This is a genomic window from Schlesneria paludicola DSM 18645, from assembly GCF_000255655.1.
Taxonomy (GTDB): Bacteria; Planctomycetota; Planctomycetia; order Planctomycetales; family Planctomycetaceae; genus Schlesneria; species Schlesneria paludicola.
The window spans coordinates 2,611,625-2,628,115 of sequence record NZ_JH636434.1; the positions used below are offsets into that span (position 1 = coordinate 2,611,625).

The following is a 16,491-nucleotide window of genomic DNA, read 5'->3' on the forward strand; positions in this document are numbered from 1 at the left end:
GCGCAATTCCAAAGAAATTTCGACGGTCCGGTTTTGTGAAGCGTCCATTACCTTCTGCAATATTAGCCGCGATCGACAGGGCGGCCCGATTGAGTTGGTCGCTAAGAAAACCATAACCACGTGGAAACGCTTCGGTGTGCTGGCAAATGGAATCTGCGAAGTCGACGGCCTTCTGATAGACGAGAAGTTTCTCGAATGCGAATGCCATATGACAGTTCCGCGAAGGAAAGAGAAAAAAGCGAGAAAGTAGTGAGTAGAAAGTAGAACGCGGCGGGTCGCGAGTGGCCAAGGCCAAACGGCATTTTTCCGTCAACTCTCTACTTACCACCCTCTACTTTCTCGCCGCTTCATTTTTGAAGCCGTTCAGGCCTCAAAAATGGAGGCGGGGGGAATTGAACCCCCGTCCTGAGATCCCTTAGAAAGAGTATCTACGTGCGTAGTCCGCTGATTAAGTCATTACCGAAGGCTCAACGAACGAGGCCTTCTGGTAACCAGTGTCCCACGAGTCTCGCCCCTAGCGTAGGTCACATTGACCAGGGGCCAGCCTGTATTTACAGGTGACTTTTGGACTCCACAGGCAGGGATTCCTCAGTCACGGCCACACTAGGCAGCCAAGGTCAACGGCTTGTTAGCAGTTGTTTTTTGATCAGCTTTTTACGTGGCCAACTGATCAACCACGGCACGCTACCCAGACCTCGCATGATCCAGTCGAATCCGGTCGCCCCCTTCATCGAATTTCGTTTGCCCCGAACTTGTTCTACAAGACTCAGACTTTGCCAGTGCCGTTAAACGGACAGGAAAAATCCTCGACTTCGAACGAATTCGCGGCATCTCAAGCTCGATGGACTGAGGAATCGTACTCGGTCGAGGTCAAAGGTCAAGCTGCGGCTGGATTTGTCGCGGGCGATCCACGGAACTGCCGTGCAAATCCGGCGAATTTGCGGGATGGGGTGTGGCGCCCGCACGGTCGGCTGGAACCTTTTCGCTCAGAATGCGGCGTCCCTGGCCAATTCGTCTGCCGCGCGGACGATCTGCTGGCAGGCGGGTGAATCGCATTCGGCGGTTCGAAAGCTGAATTGGCGAGTGATTTTCAGGTGGTCGTACAGCACCACCGTGACGGCCGCTTCCTCGGAGATGCTCTTCAGGGCCGACCCCGCCAATGTTTCGGCTGCGAGCGTTAATGGGATCTCGAGTTTTTCGTCGAATGCCAGCGTCTGCAGTCGGGCAAAATCCTTTTGATTGGCATCGCCCAGCAGCACAACGAAACAACGCAGGCCGTCGGCACGGTGCCGATCGACTGTGGCGTTGAGTTGTTTCAGCAATCGGGCGACGTCTGGGCCCAGCTCACGCAGAAGGACCATCACGACCGGGCGATTCCCGTTGCGACAGACGTAGCAGACGGATTTTCCCGAATGAGGCCCCGTGACCGCTCGCACGTAGAACGTCGTCACTTCCGTTCCGACTTCCGGGCCAGACAGTCGCGGCAATCGCGTGTCTTCGGCTCCAATTCGACCGACCTGAGCCAACGCCGCAATTGCTAAGGCCATCACCATTGCCCGACGTGAAATGGCTCCCGATGAGGTGAAGCCTGACGATCGCCTTCGAGCGGCACTTGATAACGTGGGTAATGGATTCACAGAACACCTGCCTGTGCAGAGATGTGGAAAATTCGCTCGAATTCCGTCAGACAGCATAGGCACCTGACGGTTCAACACGAATCTGTCGATCCAGCCTGCTCGATGATTTTCGACCGATTTTCGCTGTTTGTCACAGTAGAAATGTGTTTGACGGGCCACCGTGAGTTTTGCAATTCGCGTTCCGTTTGTTCCAGCATTTCAGGTGATTGAATTGAAGGGGGACAGGACCGTGGTGTTCGCGACGACATTGTGTTCTTGAGTCTGGGCCGAGCCCGTCCCGTTCATTCCACCAGACACCTAGCCAGCTTTCACAATCCAGGTGACTTGGCGGAAAGCTGCTTCGATCCGGTATACCCGCGTTCCGACGCGATTCGCAAGAGGATGTCGACAGCCAGCGATCCTGAATTTCAATTTCTGCGGGCAGCTTGGCGTCCGACGCCTCTTTCGGGCTATACTGCCGTGTCGCAACTTGGGAAGACGGATACGGATAAGCGGCAGCGGCATCGAATCCACTCTCCTCAATCGTAGCGCGGTCGGCATCTGCTACACCGCCTGCACCAATTCGACGACGTAAACAGTTCCTATAAAGTCGCCTCGTTCTGAAGGCACCATGGATACACCGCTTGAAGATTTGTCGTATGTGATCCGCTTCGGCGTGACTCGAATCCTCGGTGAATTCACCGCACGAGGGTTTGGGACGCTGGCTCGCGGCACTGAAGTGATTGTGCGCAGTGATCGAGGCCATGAATGGGGCACGATTCTGTGCACCGCCACCGATCAGACCCGTACGTACCTGGGAGCGAATGACGTGCAGGGGCGCGTCGTCCGTTTTCCAACGCCAGAGGATGAGGTCGAACGCGACAAATCGGTTTCGGCCGAGAAGGCGGCCTTCGCGGGCTGCCTGGATCTCATTCGTGAACGCAATTTGCAAATGCAACTGGTCGACGTCGAGCAAGTCATCGGCGGCGAACGGATGATCTTCTATTACGTGTCCGAACAACGCGTCGACTTCCGCGATCTGGTGAAATGCCTCGCGAAGATGTTCCACGTCCGGATCGAGATGCGGCAGATCGGGATTCGTGACGAAGCCAAGTTGCTGGCGGACTATGGCGACTGCGGCCAGCCGGTTTGCTGCAATACCTTCCTGCGGGAAATGCCGCCCGTCTCGATGAAGATGGCGAAGTTGCAGAAGGCCACGCTCGATCCCTCGAAAATTTCCGGACGCTGTGGTCGGCTCAAGTGCTGCTTGCGTTACGAATACGACACGTATGAAGAGCACCGCAAGGAATTGCCTCCGGTCGGAGCCACGGTCGTCACGAAGCAAGGGACCGGACGCGTGGTGGGGTTGGAACTGCTGGCGCAAAAACTGGTGATCTCGTACGAGGGCCAACGCCAGATCATGACTGACGCCAAAGATGTTTTGACGGTTGTCAGCACGAAGTCACCGAAGCCAGCGCCGCCACCGCGGCGCGATCCCCCAGCCAACGAGGGTGGTGGACGCGAACAACCGGGCAAGGATCAACCAGGCAAAGATCAACCCGGGAAAGACAGGCCACGTCGCGACCAAAAGCCTCGAGAAGAATCGCGTGAGCCTCGCCAAGGGCCTCGCGGGCGACGCGACAATGGTCCGGGCGAACAGCAGCCTCGGCCGAATTCGGAAGGTCCAGCGGCGGGGGACGATCCCACGCCGCAGGACAACTAATCGCCCTTTGAATCGAGGGAACAGGCAGCGCGTCGGCCGCTCGTGGGAAACGCGTTTCCGCAAGGTCTCGAATGAATCGAGTCAGCCGCTCGACTGACGAGGAAATCGGAATCACTGAAGGCATCAGATCGAGGGCGAATGGCGTGGCAGGAGACGACCAAACATCAAAACGACAAATGCCAATGGCGACGTTGGTTGTCGTCTTGCTGCTCATCGGCTACTGGGGCGTGTTGTTTTATGCGACTCACACCCCGCTGCCCGTCGGCCTGCTTCCTGGCCAAACCGATAAAGCCATCCACTTCACGGCGTATGGCCTGCTGGCGGTTCTGATGATGACGCTGCGTGCGACGCGTGGCGCCTTCGGCTGGTACAGCGTGGTGATGCGATGGTTTGTTCTCGCCGCGTACGGAGCCTTTGATGAACTGACGCAGCTTCTGGTCAATCGATCCTGTGACTTTGTCGACTGGCTATCCGATGTTGCGGGCGTGACGTGTGGATTGCTGGCAGTGGCGTTCATCTGCTGGCAATACCGCAAATCCCAGGTCACGTCCGAAACTCATCCAGCGTAAACGGCCTTCCTCGCCACGAAAATCACCGTGTTCCGAACCGTCAGTCGAAACCAGGGAGTCGGCAGCGTGGCGTTCACGATCTCAGATCGTTTTGAATCGGAACGGAGCCTGCCCGCGTCATAGCAGCAGACGGCTGAGACGTTGTCACGCGACGGATCGCGGTTTTCCTGCCGTCGTCAGCACGCCAATTTCGGGCTGAATGCCATGGTAAGTGGCTGGCGAAAACGCCGCTAACGGATATTCTTGGAACACGAGCACTTTCGACGACGAATGAACATCAACTGAATCGAGGAAGAATGCGAATGTCTGACGAGCCACTGATTGCCGTCTTTGTGGACTTTGAAAATCTGGCAATTGGTGTTCGTCACATGAAATCGGGCGCGTTTCAGATCCAGTTGATTCTGAAACGCCTGCTGGAAAAAGGCCGCATTGTTCACAAGCGAGCCTACTGCGACTGGAGCAACTATCGCGACGCGGTTCGCGAATTTCACGCCCAGGGAATTGAGCTGATCGATATCCCGCAAAGCAAGATGAGCGGCAAGAACAGCGCCGACATCCGCATGGTCGTCGATGCAATTGACCTTTGCTATGCCAAGCAGCACATCGATATCTTCGCACTGATCTCGGGCGATAGCGATTTTTCTCCCTTGGTGTCCAAGCTCAAGGAAAACAATAAGCGGGTCCTGGGCTGCGGCGTGAAAAGCTCAACGTCTGACCTGCTGATCGCGAACTGCGACGAATTCATCTATTACGATGACCTGGTTCGAGTGGCACAGAAGCCGGCCGTCGTGGCGCCGAAGTCGGGCGTCAAGAAGGAAGACAAGAAGCAAGAGGCGACCGATCGATTGCTGGAAGTCTTGAATTCGCTGGAGCTGGACTACGATCCTCCGATTTGGGGCTCGATGCTGAAGCAGGCGATCAAACGAGTTCACCCGGGGTTCAATGAAGGTTACTACGGATACGCGACCTTCTCGGACCTGCTGCATGACATCGAAGAGGCCGGACTGATTGAACTCGAATTCGACAAGAATCGCGGCAACTACCAGATCCGAACCAAAAAGAAGGAAGCCAAAAAGCGGGTTCCTTGAAGCGTGGAGACGGACGATCGCCGCGTCGTACGTGCGGATGCAAAAGGCGAGCAGGCACCTTGACGACACGAGGTCACGAACGCTCTTAAGACTTCACGGAGCCGATCCCCGTCGTCCCGACAGGCCGTGATGTGAATTGAGGGAGACGGGGCAGATGACTTCACCGATGATTGACCTGCGCAGCGATACCGTCACAAAACCGACCGCCGCGATGCGGCACGCGATCGCAAACGCCGAAGTCGGCGACGATGTCTATTCGGACGACCCGACGGTCAATCGGCTGGAGCAGATGGTCGCTGAACAGCTCGGGAAAGCCGCGGCGGTCTTCAATTGTTCTGGCACTCAGTCGAATCAGATGGCCGTCCGCGCCCACTGCGCGCAAGGCGATGAAATTCTGATCGACGAATCATCGCATATCGTGAACTATGAAGCTGGCGGGGCCGCGGCGCTCAGCGGGGTCTCGCTCCGAGTCCTGCGAGGACGTGGCGGCCTCTTCGATGTGGCCGATCTCGAGGGAATGGTTCGCCCCGACAATCCGCATTATTCGATTACACGGCTGGTCAGCGTCGAGAATACCACGAACCATGGCGGCGGGCGCGTATGGCCGTTGGCGCAAATGAATCGCGTGGCCGATTGGGCACATGATCAGGGACTCCAGGTCCACGTGGATGGAGCTCGACTGTTCAATGCGGTGACAGCGGGCGGATATTCGGCGCGCGAATTCGTGAAAAATGCGGATACGGTCTCGGTCTGTTTCTCCAAAGGACTCGGATGTCCGATGGGATCGATCCTTGTCGGAGATGCCGAATCCATTCGACGTGCTCGCCGCGCCAGAAAACTGTTCGGCGGGGGACTGCGACAAGCCGGGATGATGGCAGCTGCGGCGATCTACGCCCTCGAACATCATGTCGAGCGACTGGCCGAAGACCATGCCAATGCCCGCGCGTTCGCCGAAGCGGTTTCCACCATTGATGGCGTTCAACTGAATGTCAGTGACGTGGAATCGAATCTGGTGTTCTTCGGAATCGAGCCGAAGCTGGGAACGGCGGCTCAATTGTCGGCATTGCTCCTGAAACGAGGAGTGAGACTCAACTCGATGGGCACGCAACGACTCCGCGCGTGCACGCACCTGGATGTTTCGCGAGCCGATGTCTTGCGCGCGGCGGAGCTGGTTCGCGAGTGTGTCTCGGAAGGGTTTGGCAATTTGAAAGACGCAGCCACCTCAGCCTATTCCGCGCGGTGAACACAAATCGGAGCCCCTCACCGGAGACAGGGCATGACGAAGGCGAGGCGTCCAGCGGGCAATCGCCATTCTTTGATGGCGTCTACCGGATACTTTTCGACGACGGAATCTGATTAAGTGCCTGATTCAAGGTCGTCGCTCCAGGCAAATACACGTCGATGAACATTCCCAAGAGAGCGAACGACGCGGCAACCGCGATCGCGGGAAGGATTGTTTTGCGAACCAGGCGAAATAGCCAAGCCCCATCCGACTTCTGTTCAACACTCCGGGTCAATCCGACCAACAGTACGCCATCGACCAGAACTTCGGCAAGCAAGGCAGGCGCTTGAATCACGAACATGAAACTTGCGAATGTCGCGACGCCGACCGCAATCACGAGAAGCACAACCAATACAACGGGGCCAGCTGCGTCCGCATCGCCAATCCAGAACGACCCTGCCGCCTCTGCTCCGTTCGAGCTCGTCACGGCGTGCGGATGGTCGATCGAGGGAATTGCAGTCGCGCAGTGGCCGAAATCCGCATCAATGACATTTGCGGCTGGCGAATAAGATTTCACCCGGCGCCTGCGGTGGTAAGAAACAAACGAGCACATCATCAGAAGAAAGGTCGCATAGGCAACCCCAACAGAAATCGGGTATCGAAACGCGGTCGATGTCATTCCGAGCGCGTGTAAACAAACCGACGTGAGAAACGCCATCACTCCTGCGATCAACAAAAAGAAGATCATCTGGAGATAGGGCGAACCGCGTTGCTTCAGCAGATTGACGGTACGGTTGACGGCACGATCACGCGGCGGAACGGCTAGATTCATCGAATGGCCCCGATCAATCGAATGGTCGATCGCATTTGCGCAACAGCGTATTTGTCGCCATTCTCCCAAGTTCGGGCAAGAGTTTTTCAGATCTGAATCTGTACAGCAACCTGAGACATGGCGTGATACAGCCAACGATCCGAATCGACAACTGGATCACGCGAATTGCGAGAATGACGAACTGACGCCACCGTCACTGAATGAAATGACTTCGGACAGCGGGGCTTACGCAGCAGCCCGCAAAAGCTTTCACTTTCGTTAGCGGCTCAACTCTTTTTCTTTCGCTGTTGATAGAGCTCGCGAAAACTCTGCTTGGGCATCGCGGGCAGATCGCGTTGTTTACCCCAGGCGTTGAAGCGATTGTAGATCATGAACCGTGGCAGCTTGGGAACAAGCCAGCGACCGACTTTTCCTGCTGTGGTGAACAGCCAGGTATTGCCGAGCAGCACGCGCGCGAACTTCATCGACATCCGTTTCGTCCACGGCAAATAACCACGGACGGCAATTTCACGTCGCCAGGTCAGCAACTGTGTATGCAGGTCAATTTTCACCGGACAGACATCGCTACACGAGCCGCACAGACTGCAGGCAAACGGCAGGCTGTAGTGTGTCGCGGCGTCACGCGACGGTGCCAGAATCGAACCAATCGGGCCAGGGATCGTCGTTTCGTAGCTATGCCCGCCACTGCGGCGATAGACGGGGCAGGTATTCATACACGCACCGCAGCGGATGCAGTTCAGTGATCGGCGGAAATCCGGTGAGCCGAGAATGTCGCTTCGACCGTTATCGACCAGGACAATATGTAACTCGCCACCCGCAACGGGTCCATGGAAGTGAGACGAGTACGTCGTAATTGGCTGGCCGGTGGCCGAACGGGCCAAGAGCCGCAAGAACACGCCCATATCTTTGGCACGCGGAATCAGCTTTTCGATCCCCATGCAGGCGATATGAACCTTGGGCAACGACACGCCCAAGTCGGCGTTGCCTTCGTTGGTACAGACGACGAATCCACCCGTTTCCGCAATGGCGAAATTGACACCGGTGATCCCGACACCCGCATTCAGAAACTTTCGTCGCAATTCATCGCGCGCGGCGTTCACCAGGTAAGGTGGATCGGTGGCACCCGCATCAGTGCCCAAATGCTTGTTGAACAGCTCGCCGATTTCTTCACGCTTGATGTGAATGGCCGGCATCACGATGTGTGATGGTGGTTCATTCCGGAGCTGAACGATCCATTCGCCCAGGTCCGTGTCAACGACCTCAACTCCATGTCGTTCAAGGAACGGATTGAGATGACACTCCTCGGTGAGCATCGACTTGCTCTTCACCACTTTCGTGGTCTGATGCCGCTGGATGATGTCATAAACAATCTGGTTGTGTTCCGCAGTCGTGCGGGCCCAGTGCACGACGGCACCAAGCTTCGTCGCGTTTCGCTCGAACTCTTCCAGATAGTCGGCCAGACGCGACATTGTGTGAAGCTTGATTTCCGAGGCGCGCTGTCGCAACGTCTCCCACTCAGGCAGCGTGGCCGCGGCTTTGTCGCGTTTCGAGCGGACAAACCACAGCGACTGATCGTGCCAGTGCGCGCGAGCGTCGTTCGCCACGAATTCGGTGGCATTCTCAGGATGATCGTGATGCAGGGCGGTTGTAGTCATACTGAATTCTAGGTCCTACTGCGGGGTTTCGACCACGCGCAGATTCCGAAAAGCGATATCGGTTGTGGGGTCATGGCCTTGCAGACTGAAATGACCGGGCTGGACGCGGCGTCCTTCGCGAGGATTCTCGTTTTCGGGGCGTTCGTCAGTCCAGTCGACAACCTGAGTGCCATTGATCCATGTTGCAAGATGCGGCCCATCGGCCACCAATGTTCCTGTGAACCAGGTTCGGTCATCCGAGACGACACGTCGAGCGGCCACGCGTCGGAAGATTGCCCCTGTGCCAAAATCTTCGGGAGCAGCCCGATTGCCGCCTTTGATCCCATTCTGAATCTGGAATTCGTATCCATTCGAAGGGTTCGCTTCCGTACCTGGCATCGCGCGGAAGAAGATTCCACTATTCAATTTCTCGCCGTTGGTGATCGCATCGAACTGGAACACGAAATTTCCGGCCACCCGATCCGACTCCAGAAACCCACGGCCATCGAGCACCTGAATTGTCCCGTCCTTGACAGAAAATTTGCTCTTGGAGCCCGGCACGTCGTGCCAGCCTTTCAACGATTCACCATCGAACAAAGGCTGCGTTCCATAGGGCTTGAGAAACAGGTTGCGGAACTCGATATTGCCACCATTCATCTGCAGGCCAATGTGTCCTGTCGTCAGCGGTTTTTCGGTGGTGTCGGTATATTCCAGGACCTGCTCGCCATCGAACTTCACCGTGATCTTCGGCCCTTCCATCCGGACATGAAACGAGTGCCAGTCGCCGTCCCCCAAGACCAGCTTGGAGGGTTTGATGCGTTTGACGAGGCTTGCGGTTCCGAATTCCGGATGCTTATCACACATATTCAATTCGTAACAGTCGATGGCCGGATCCTTGGGGTCAATCGCGGTTCTCAGGAACACCCCGCTATTCCCGCCTTTGTCGACGCGATAGTCAAAACGAAGTTCGTAGTCGGCGAATCGCGATGTCGAGACCAGAAGCCCCTTGTTTTCCGCCTTGCTGCTGTCGGCCTTGATGACTCCGTCGTGAACCGACCAGGTCAGGTTGCTGTTGGATTTCCAGCCAAACAGCGTGTATCCGTCGAAGAGGCGAATCCAACCGTCGGCAATTTCTTCAGGCGTCAGTCGATTCATGCCATCTGCAGACCCGCCTTCGAACGCGAGATTCTCGCTGGCAGTAGTCGTCGTGTTTGGAGCAACCGAAGTCTCTGACGTCGATGGCGAACTGGCGGGAGCCGATGGCTTCTCTGCGCATCCAATGGAAAACGCAGCGATGATTCCGAACAAGCGAGTGGCTCGCGATACGCCATTCATGAATGAAGCTCCCACGACGTAAAAGTGAACGGATCACACGAATCGGTCTGGACAGAGTGACAGTGCATTTCTCATTCGGGTTTCAGAACGCCGCTCACAATGCCCCGCGCGGCCGAGACAACGGCGTCGAGATGCTCTTCACTGACGTAACTTTCCGCGTACAGCTTGTAGATCGCTTCGGTTCCCGAAGGTCGAGCGGCAAACCAGCCTGATGGAGTTGTCACTTTCACACCGCCGATCGGTTTGTTGTTGCCGGGCGCTTCGCTCAATTTGGCCGAGATCGGCGCGTCGGCCAGTGACACGGACGTAATGGCGGCGGGCGTCAGTTTTTTAAAGCGTTCTTTTTCGTCTGCCGAGATCGGCTGATCGATTCGCGTGTAATGGCGTTCACCGAATCGTTTCTCCAGATCCTGATAGTGAAGCCCGGGATCGCGGCCCGTTTTCGCCGTGATTTCGGCCGCGAGTAACGCCAGGATGATGCCATCCTTGTCGGTGGACCAGGCAGTCCCGTCTTTTCGCAGGAAGCTGGCACCGGCGCTCTCTTCACCACCAAAGCCCAGCGTGCCGTGATACAACCCGTCAACGAACCACTTGAACCCAACCGGGACTTCAACGAGGGTGCGTCCCAGGGATTCTGCCACGCAGTCGATCATCTGACTGCTGACGCAGGTCTTGCCCACCCCCGCGGTGGCGGGCCACTGCAAACGATGTTGGAACAAATACTGAATCGCGACCGCCAGAAAGTGGTTGGGATTCATCAAACCCGACGACTTGGTGACAATGCCATGTCGGTCGGTGTCCGGATCATTTCCGAAGGCGATATCAAACTTGTCTTTGAGCTTGACGAGACTCGCCATCGCGTAGGGGCTGGAACAATCCATCCGGATCTTGCCGTCGTGATCCACCGTCATGAAGGCAAAACGTGGATCAACGTGAGGATTCACCACGGTTACGTTCAAGCCGTACGTCTCGGCGATCGGTTCCCAATAGCCCACCCCCGCTCCCCCCAGCGGATCGACACCCAGCCGCAGTCCAGCACTACGAATGACGTCCATGTCGAGCACATTTTTCAAATCGTCGATGTAGGCCCGCGCGAAATCCTGTGCATGGGTCGTGGTTGCTTTGAGTGCGCTTTCATAGGGGAGGCGTTTGATGCTGCTGACGCCCGATTTCAGCAGTTCATTGGCGCGATTCTGGACCCAACCAGTGATATCCGAATCGGCGGGCCCCCCATTCGGCGGGTTGTATTTAAAGCCACCGTCCTCGGGAGGATTATGTGACGGGGTGATCACGATGCCGTCGGCCAGATGCTGCGTCCGCCCTTTGTTGTAAGTCAAAATCGCATGCGAAATCGTGGGCGTGGGAGTAAATCCATTCCCATTCTGAACCATCGTCTCGATGCCGTTCGCCGCCAGAACCTCAAGTGCGGTTCGCTCGGCAGGAGCTGACAGGGCGTGCGTATCTTTCCCGAGAAAGAGCGGTCCGGTAATTCCGTGGGCTCGACGATATTCGGTCAAAGCTTGCGTGATCGCGAGAATATGCGATTCGGTAAAGGTTCCGTTTCGCGACGTTCCCCGATGGCCGCTGGTCCCGAAGCTGATTTGCTGGGCCTTATCGTCGGGATCAGGCTTCTGCTCGTAATAATCGGCGAGCAGTTTGTCGATATCGATCAACAGTTCTGGAGGGGCCGGTTGGCCAGCCAGCGGGTTTAGCGGCATTTTCAATCCTCAACAGGCAGAGACTGAGCTAGTGAGTCGAGCAAGCTGAACGCTATAGTAGCCTCCGCCTCAAGAACTGGGCAGGGATCGCGAATCAAAAGCGATTCGAACCCATTTTAGGCAAAATCTACCCGCACACATGCATTTAAGACAACTTGCCGCACTTCAGACAAATGCGTCAACGTCGAGTGAACTCGTCGAATCGGATGGTGATCGCCTTGCACACGCGACACAGCTCAAAGTCGACCTCCGCACCCGCCAGTGCGTCACTCGTCACCTGCGCAAGAAGGTTACGTCCATTGACTGGGAACGAGAATCCGATCGCTCCATCGTTCGCGTTCGAACCTGCCGTCGTCACCGGAGTTGACGAATCCCGCGGCGTCCCTGCCAAACAGGCCCGACAGGGACGTGCGCGAGGAACATGGCGCGGCGCGTTCATGTTAGGTGTCATGACCATTGCGGTCAGCCTTTCCAGTACCGTCGTCACCGCCGCCGATCTCTCGGAGCACGACGTCCGACTGGCGATTGATCAAGGCAAGAAATTCCTCGTCCGGGAACAGAACCAGAATGGCTCGTGGTCCGCTGGTGTCAGCGGCGACGTCACCGTGGGAGTGACCAGTTTGTCGGTGCTGGCTTTGATCAACTCCGGCATGTCACCACAAGACCCCGCCGTACGCCGTGGATTGAAGTATCTCCGAGAACTCAAGATCGACGACCTTTCCGCCAATGGACGTGAAACGTATCAGGTGGCACTTTTGATCATGGCTCTTGTCGCCGCGCGAGACCGGGTCGATGCCGTCCGGATTGCCGAGTTCGCACGCCGACTTGAAGACGGACAGATCACAAGCGGAAACAGCGGTGCCTGGGCCTATAAGCTGGACAAGGGCGGCCTCTTTACAGGTGATCCGAGCAACACGCAGTTTGCGATTCTTGGACTTCGCGAAGCCGTCGATGCCGGTTATATGGCCAGCCGAGAAACGTGGGAACGCTCGCGGGACTATTGGGAGTCGATGCAGAACCCGGACGGCGGCTGGGGATACTCGATTGGTCCCAGCAAAGGCAGCATGACAGTCGCAGGGATTTCGTCACTGTCGATCACGCAACAAATGCTGAAATCGGACGACGACGTGGCCCCGGACGGGACACCTCCCTGCTGCAACGACGTCGCTCCCAGCAAATCCATGCAGCGTGGTTTGGCGTGGATGTCCGCCAACTTTAGCGTGAGTCGCAACCCCGGCAGCCTGCCGTGGTTCCTGTACTACGTCTACGGCCTTGAACGAGCGGGGCGGCTATCAGGCCAGCGATTCTTCGGGGATCACGATTGGTATCGCGAAGGAACGTCAATGCTGCTCACTATCCAAAACCCTGTCGATGGACATTGGATTGGGACCGGCGAATACGAATCGCACCCGACCTTGGGCACAAGCCTCGCGCTGCTGTTCCTCTCGAAAGGACTGGCACCGGTCTTGATCAACAAGTTGAAGTACGGACCGCCACAACCGAAAAACCTCAACCAGGTGACGACCGAAAACTGGAATCGACATCCTCGCGACGTCCGCAATCTCGTGGAGTTGATCAGCAACATGCCCAAATGGCCCAAGCTGCTGACCAGCCAAGAGGTCGATCTTGCGCGGGCCGTGAAATCGGGCGGCGTCAACGCCTTGGTTCAGGCCCCCGTCCTGTTTATTACCGGACGCGATCGATTGGCCTTTTCGGCAGAAGAAACCAAGCTTCTCAAAGGGTATCTCGAAGAAGGCAACTTCATTTTTGCATGCCCCTCATGTGAGAATGACGAGTTCGAGGCAAGCTTCCGAGAACTCGTGACGAAACTGATGCCCCCCGGAGAAGGTGAGCTGAAACTCTTGCCTCCCGAGCATCCTGTCTATCGCAGCGAACATCCACTGGCCCCTGAAAGCGTTCCCCTATACGGAGTCGATTTCGGTTGCCGTACGTCAATCATCTATTCGCCCGAAGATCTGGCATGCCTTTGGGACTATTGGGCGAAAGTCGATCCCCCCAATCGGAACGTCCAGCTAAAGACCAAAATCATTCGCGCGACGCGAATTGGCGTCAACGTGATGGCTTACGCGACCAGTCGCGAGCCTCCCGACAAGATGCAGGTGCGCGAAGCGAGGTCAGAAAAGGGCGAACTCGATAACATCGAACGTGGCTTGTTACAAATCGCACAGATCAAGCATGAAGGCGGATGGGACACAGCCCCTCGCGCCTTGCGAAACTTGCTGATGGCTCTGAACGATTCGGTGGGCTTGTCGGCCTCCACCAGAACCCGCGACCTGGCGTTGTCCGATCAGAACATTTTTCGGTACCCGATCCTGTACATGCATGGCCGGAACCGGTTTGCGATCCCCGCTGCCCAGCGCGAACAGATGCAACTCTACCTCGACCGTGGCGGCGTGCTCGTGGCGGATTCGTGCTGTGGTGCGAAGCCGTTTGACCGCAGTTTTCGCGAATTCGTGGAAGATCTCTTTCCCGGCAAAAAGCTGGAACGAATCCCCATCACCCACGAAATCTTTTCGGAAAAGATTGGAACCGACATCAAGCTACTCAAGCGACGGACCCTCGAAGGGGGCGAGAACGCGGGGGCAGGAAATTTCACGGTGCGACCTGCCGAGCCGATCCTGGAAGGGATCGAAATCGACGGCCGATATGCGGTCATTTACAGCAAGTACGACATCAGTTGCGCACTCGAACGCCAGATTGCCGGTAACTGCGAAGGCTATTTGCCCGAAGACGCGGTCAAACTCGGGACCAACATCGTGCTTTACTGCATGCTGCAGGATTTACGGCTGAAATCGGGTGATTCCGGCAAGAGCAAGTGAGAAACGGAAGCGACAATAGAACGCGACAGCGTGCCATTCTCCCGCTTTTTTCGCCACGATCGACCGCGATAAGGAAAAAGTGGGAACCGGCGGCAGAAAAAACTGCCAAGTCGACTTTGGCAAACGGCTATCGACTTGTATACTCCCCGCACATCGCGAGCGACTCGGCGACGAATCGTTCTGCCTGGTGGTGTAATGGTAGCACGAGTGACTCTGAATCACTTAGTAAAGGTTCGAATCCTTTCCGGGCAATTCAATAAGTCGTTATCCCGCAAGGACTTACGACGGGACTCTGAGGCGGGTTATCCCGCCTTTTTTGTTTGGTGCTACCCCGGTGCTACTTTAAAAGTAGCAAAAATTCTCGTCGGCCTCTCGCGGCTTTGAAACGCTTGACTAGATAAACTCTCTGATTCAAACCCACAAACGCTGCTCGCCGACCCGCTTTTGTATCGTACGATGCAAAAGAGTTGGCCTTGAAAAGCAAAAGCCCCGTCAGCCATCTGGCTGGCGGGGCGAGGCGTCCATTGCGCTCATGCGCGAAAGCGGACTGCCGAACGCCTTAATTCACGGATCGTCGCCGAAAAACGTATATCTCCCGGCGGTCTTGGATTGGATCGAGAAAGCGCATGCTGACGTCAAAATGCAGTCACGATCATACTTAATGGGCGTCGTGTCGCAGGCTGAACTTCACAAACAGAAGACCGCCAGCCAGAAAGCCGCAGCAGCCAAGAAGCCGTGGCCGAAAAAGGCTGCGAAGAAGAAGGCGGAGTGAGCGACAAATCGAGTTGTCACCGATCCCACAATCTGCCAGAGTACAGACACTGCGTCTTGTTGGCTTTAGCGGGAGTGTCGGTATGGAAAAGCTTTTCAGCGGCTGGAAACGCAAGCTGGGCGTCGTCACTCTGCTCTTGGCGTGTGTGTTTACGGCGGGGTGGACTAGAAGCTTGAGCATCGCCGATCAGATCAATCTGCCAACACGCATTTCAACCAAGTATCACATAATTGAGTCCGTGAATGGCTCATTCCGTTGGTGCTACTTTGACTGTTTCACGAATAACGTTCATTGTACAAGAATCAGATGGATGACTCATCTTCGCAGCGAATGGCCCGGCATCTTCACGTTTGACGCTCCCGAAAATGACTACGTTCCTTTCGAAATGAAGTTTCGATTTTACGATTGGCGATTCCGACGATGGGGATTCGGAGCGGGAAAGATCAAAGCCGACGAGATTTCAATCGCTAATATGTCATGCTGGTTTGCACCCTACTGGTCCGTCGTTTTCCCACTCACAGTACTCTCCGCATGGCTGCTACTCTCTAACCGCGTCGAGCCAAGCAAGCCGCACCACTGGTCACCACCGCGAACTGAGGACCGAAATGTGAGCTACTTCAAACCGTGGCAAAGGAAGATCGGCGTGCTGACGTTGGTGGTGGCATGTTTGTGCATGGCGGCGTGGATGAGAAGTTTCATCACGTTTGACGCCTTGTATGCCCCAAGTGGCCAATTCATATCATCCAACGGCGGTATCTATGGCGAGTTGAGTGTCGAAATGCTTCTTGACTTCAAGTTTAGCTATGCTTCGACGGATGCAAATGTTAAAGGAAGGGATTATTACAATGATCCCAATATGGTACGCAAGTTTTGGCATTGGCGATTCTTCGGCCTTGCGTATGGCTTCCAACCCGCAGACCGAGAACAGGCCATCCTTTTTATTGTCCCATACTGGTCGCTCGTCATCCCGCTAGCTGCGTTGTCTGGCTACCTGTTCCTCAGCAAGCCCCGGTCGCGATCGACAGCCCCAGAAAACCAGCCCGCGTAAGGTTGTCTCCCATGGGAGACAAATTACCTGCCAGCGAACGTCAAGCCAGAGCACTGGCTGCCTGTGCCGACAATGACGAGACCCGGGCTCACGT

13 protein-coding genes, 1 tRNA gene and 1 other RNA gene are annotated in these 16,491 nt (G+C 56.1%); 8 read left to right on the forward strand and 7 right to left on the reverse strand.

Going from position 1 to position 16,491, the window contains the following annotated elements:
• From OSO_RS43320 to OSO_RS0112910, 3 genes are all read right to left on the reverse strand, one after another.
• The coding region (locus OSO_RS43320; RefSeq protein WP_010583714.1) for a four helix bundle protein at positions 1–208 on the reverse strand (208 nt) is incomplete at its 3' end.
• A 166-nt stretch (positions 209–374) separates the two neighbouring features.
• Positions 375–726: a transfer-messenger RNA gene (gene ssrA / locus OSO_RS49425) on the reverse strand.
• Between the two features lie 260 nt (positions 727–986).
• On the reverse strand, positions 987–1,547 hold the full coding sequence (locus OSO_RS0112910; RefSeq protein WP_157605168.1) for a hypothetical protein: 561 nt from the start codon (positions 1,545–1,547) through the stop codon (positions 987–989).
• A 700-nt stretch (positions 1,548–2,247) separates the two neighbouring features.
• Here OSO_RS0112910 and ricT point away from each other — a divergent pair.
• From ricT to ltaE, 4 genes are all read left to right on the forward strand, one after another.
• Positions 2,248–3,339, forward strand: coding sequence for a PSP1 domain-containing protein (ricT, locus tag OSO_RS43325; RefSeq protein WP_010583716.1), 1,092 nt, complete (start codon positions 2,248–2,250; stop codon positions 3,337–3,339).
• Between the two features lie 182 nt (positions 3,340–3,521).
• Positions 3,522–3,908: a VanZ family protein gene (locus tag OSO_RS0112935; RefSeq protein WP_157605169.1), complete on the forward strand. Its 387-nt coding sequence runs from the start codon at positions 3,522–3,524 to the stop codon at positions 3,906–3,908.
• Between the two features lie 302 nt (positions 3,909–4,210).
• Complete coding sequence (locus OSO_RS0112945) at positions 4,211–4,996, forward strand: NYN domain-containing protein (RefSeq protein WP_010583718.1); 786 nt, start codon at positions 4,211–4,213, stop codon at positions 4,994–4,996.
• Positions 4,997–5,150: 154 nt separating this feature from the next.
• On the forward strand, positions 5,151–6,239 hold the full coding sequence (gene ltaE, locus OSO_RS43330) for a low-specificity L-threonine aldolase (protein ID WP_010583719.1): 1,089 nt from the start codon (positions 5,151–5,153) through the stop codon (positions 6,237–6,239).
• Positions 6,240–6,321: 82 nt separating this feature from the next.
• On the opposite strand, the gene OSO_RS0112955 is transcribed toward ltaE, so the two are convergent.
• The 4 genes from OSO_RS0112955 to pgm all read right to left on the reverse strand — a co-directional run bounded on the left by OSO_RS0112955 (position 6,322) and on the right by pgm (position 11,737).
• Positions 6,322–7,050, reverse strand: a complete 729-nt coding sequence (locus OSO_RS0112955; protein ID WP_010583720.1) for a hypothetical protein — start codon at positions 7,048–7,050, stop codon at positions 6,322–6,324.
• Positions 7,051–7,316: 266 nt separating this feature from the next.
• Positions 7,317–8,705: a lactate utilization protein B gene (locus tag OSO_RS0112965; protein ID WP_010583721.1), complete on the reverse strand. Its 1,389-nt coding sequence runs from the start codon at positions 8,703–8,705 to the stop codon at positions 7,317–7,319.
• 15 nt (positions 8,706–8,720) lie between these two features.
• Positions 8,721–10,019: a 3-keto-disaccharide hydrolase gene (locus OSO_RS0112970; RefSeq protein WP_050986100.1), complete on the reverse strand. Its 1,299-nt coding sequence runs from the start codon at positions 10,017–10,019 to the stop codon at positions 8,721–8,723.
• Between the two features lie 71 nt (positions 10,020–10,090).
• Positions 10,091–11,737: a phosphoglucomutase (alpha-D-glucose-1,6-bisphosphate-dependent) gene (pgm, locus tag OSO_RS0112980; protein ID WP_010583724.1), complete on the reverse strand. Its 1,647-nt coding sequence runs from the start codon at positions 11,735–11,737 to the stop codon at positions 10,091–10,093.
• Between the two features lie 299 nt (positions 11,738–12,036).
• Here pgm and OSO_RS0112985 point away from each other — a divergent pair, with 299 nt between their 5' ends.
• The 4 genes from OSO_RS0112985 (at position 12,037) to OSO_RS0113000 (ending at position 16,397) form a co-directional block, all read left to right on the forward strand.
• Complete coding sequence (locus tag OSO_RS0112985; protein WP_162130539.1) at positions 12,037–14,577, forward strand: DUF4159 domain-containing protein; 2,541 nt, start codon at positions 12,037–12,039, stop codon at positions 14,575–14,577.
• Between the two features lie 181 nt (positions 14,578–14,758).
• A tRNA-Gln gene (locus tag OSO_RS0112990) sits at positions 14,759–14,829 on the forward strand.
• A gap of 388 nt (positions 14,830–15,217) precedes the next feature.
• Complete coding sequence (locus OSO_RS52255) at positions 15,218–15,349, forward strand: hypothetical protein (RefSeq protein WP_261340379.1); 132 nt, start codon at positions 15,218–15,220, stop codon at positions 15,347–15,349.
• A gap of 310 nt (positions 15,350–15,659) precedes the next feature.
• Positions 15,660–16,397, forward strand: coding sequence for a hypothetical protein (locus tag OSO_RS0113000; RefSeq protein WP_157605171.1), 738 nt, complete (start codon positions 15,660–15,662; stop codon positions 16,395–16,397).
• Positions 16,398–16,491: the final 94 nt, after the last annotated feature.

Bases quoted from the DNA above. Each gene is read 5' to 3' on its own strand.
- OSO_RS0112910 (WP_157605168.1), bottom strand. From the start codon at position 1,547: ATGGCCTTAGCAATTGCGGCGTTGGCTCAGGTCGGTCGAATTGGAGCC.
- ricT (WP_010583716.1), top strand. From the start codon at position 2,248: ATGGATACACCGCTTGAAGATTTGTCGTATGTGATCCGCTTCGGCGTG.
- OSO_RS0112935 (WP_157605169.1), top strand. From the start codon at position 3,522: ATGGCGACGTTGGTTGTCGTCTTGCTGCTCATCGGCTACTGGGGCGTG.
- OSO_RS0112945 (WP_010583718.1), top strand. From the start codon at position 4,211: ATGTCTGACGAGCCACTGATTGCCGTCTTTGTGGACTTTGAAAATCTG.
- ltaE (WP_010583719.1), top strand. From the start codon at position 5,151: ATGACTTCACCGATGATTGACCTGCGCAGCGATACCGTCACAAAACCG.
- OSO_RS0112955 (WP_010583720.1), bottom strand. From the start codon at position 7,050: ATGAATCTAGCCGTTCCGCCGCGTGATCGTGCCGTCAACCGTACCGTC.
- OSO_RS0112965 (WP_010583721.1), bottom strand. From the start codon at position 8,705: ATGACTACAACCGCCCTGCATCACGATCATCCTGAGAATGCCACCGAA.
- OSO_RS0112970 (WP_050986100.1), bottom strand. From the start codon at position 10,019: ATGAATGGCGTATCGCGAGCCACTCGCTTGTTCGGAATCATCGCTGCG.
- pgm (WP_010583724.1), bottom strand. From the start codon at position 11,737: ATGCCGCTAAACCCGCTGGCTGGCCAACCGGCCCCTCCAGAACTGTTG.
- OSO_RS52255 (WP_261340379.1), top strand. From the start codon at position 15,218: ATGCAGTCACGATCATACTTAATGGGCGTCGTGTCGCAGGCTGAACTT.
- OSO_RS0113000 (WP_157605171.1), top strand. From the start codon at position 15,660: ATGACTCATCTTCGCAGCGAATGGCCCGGCATCTTCACGTTTGACGCT.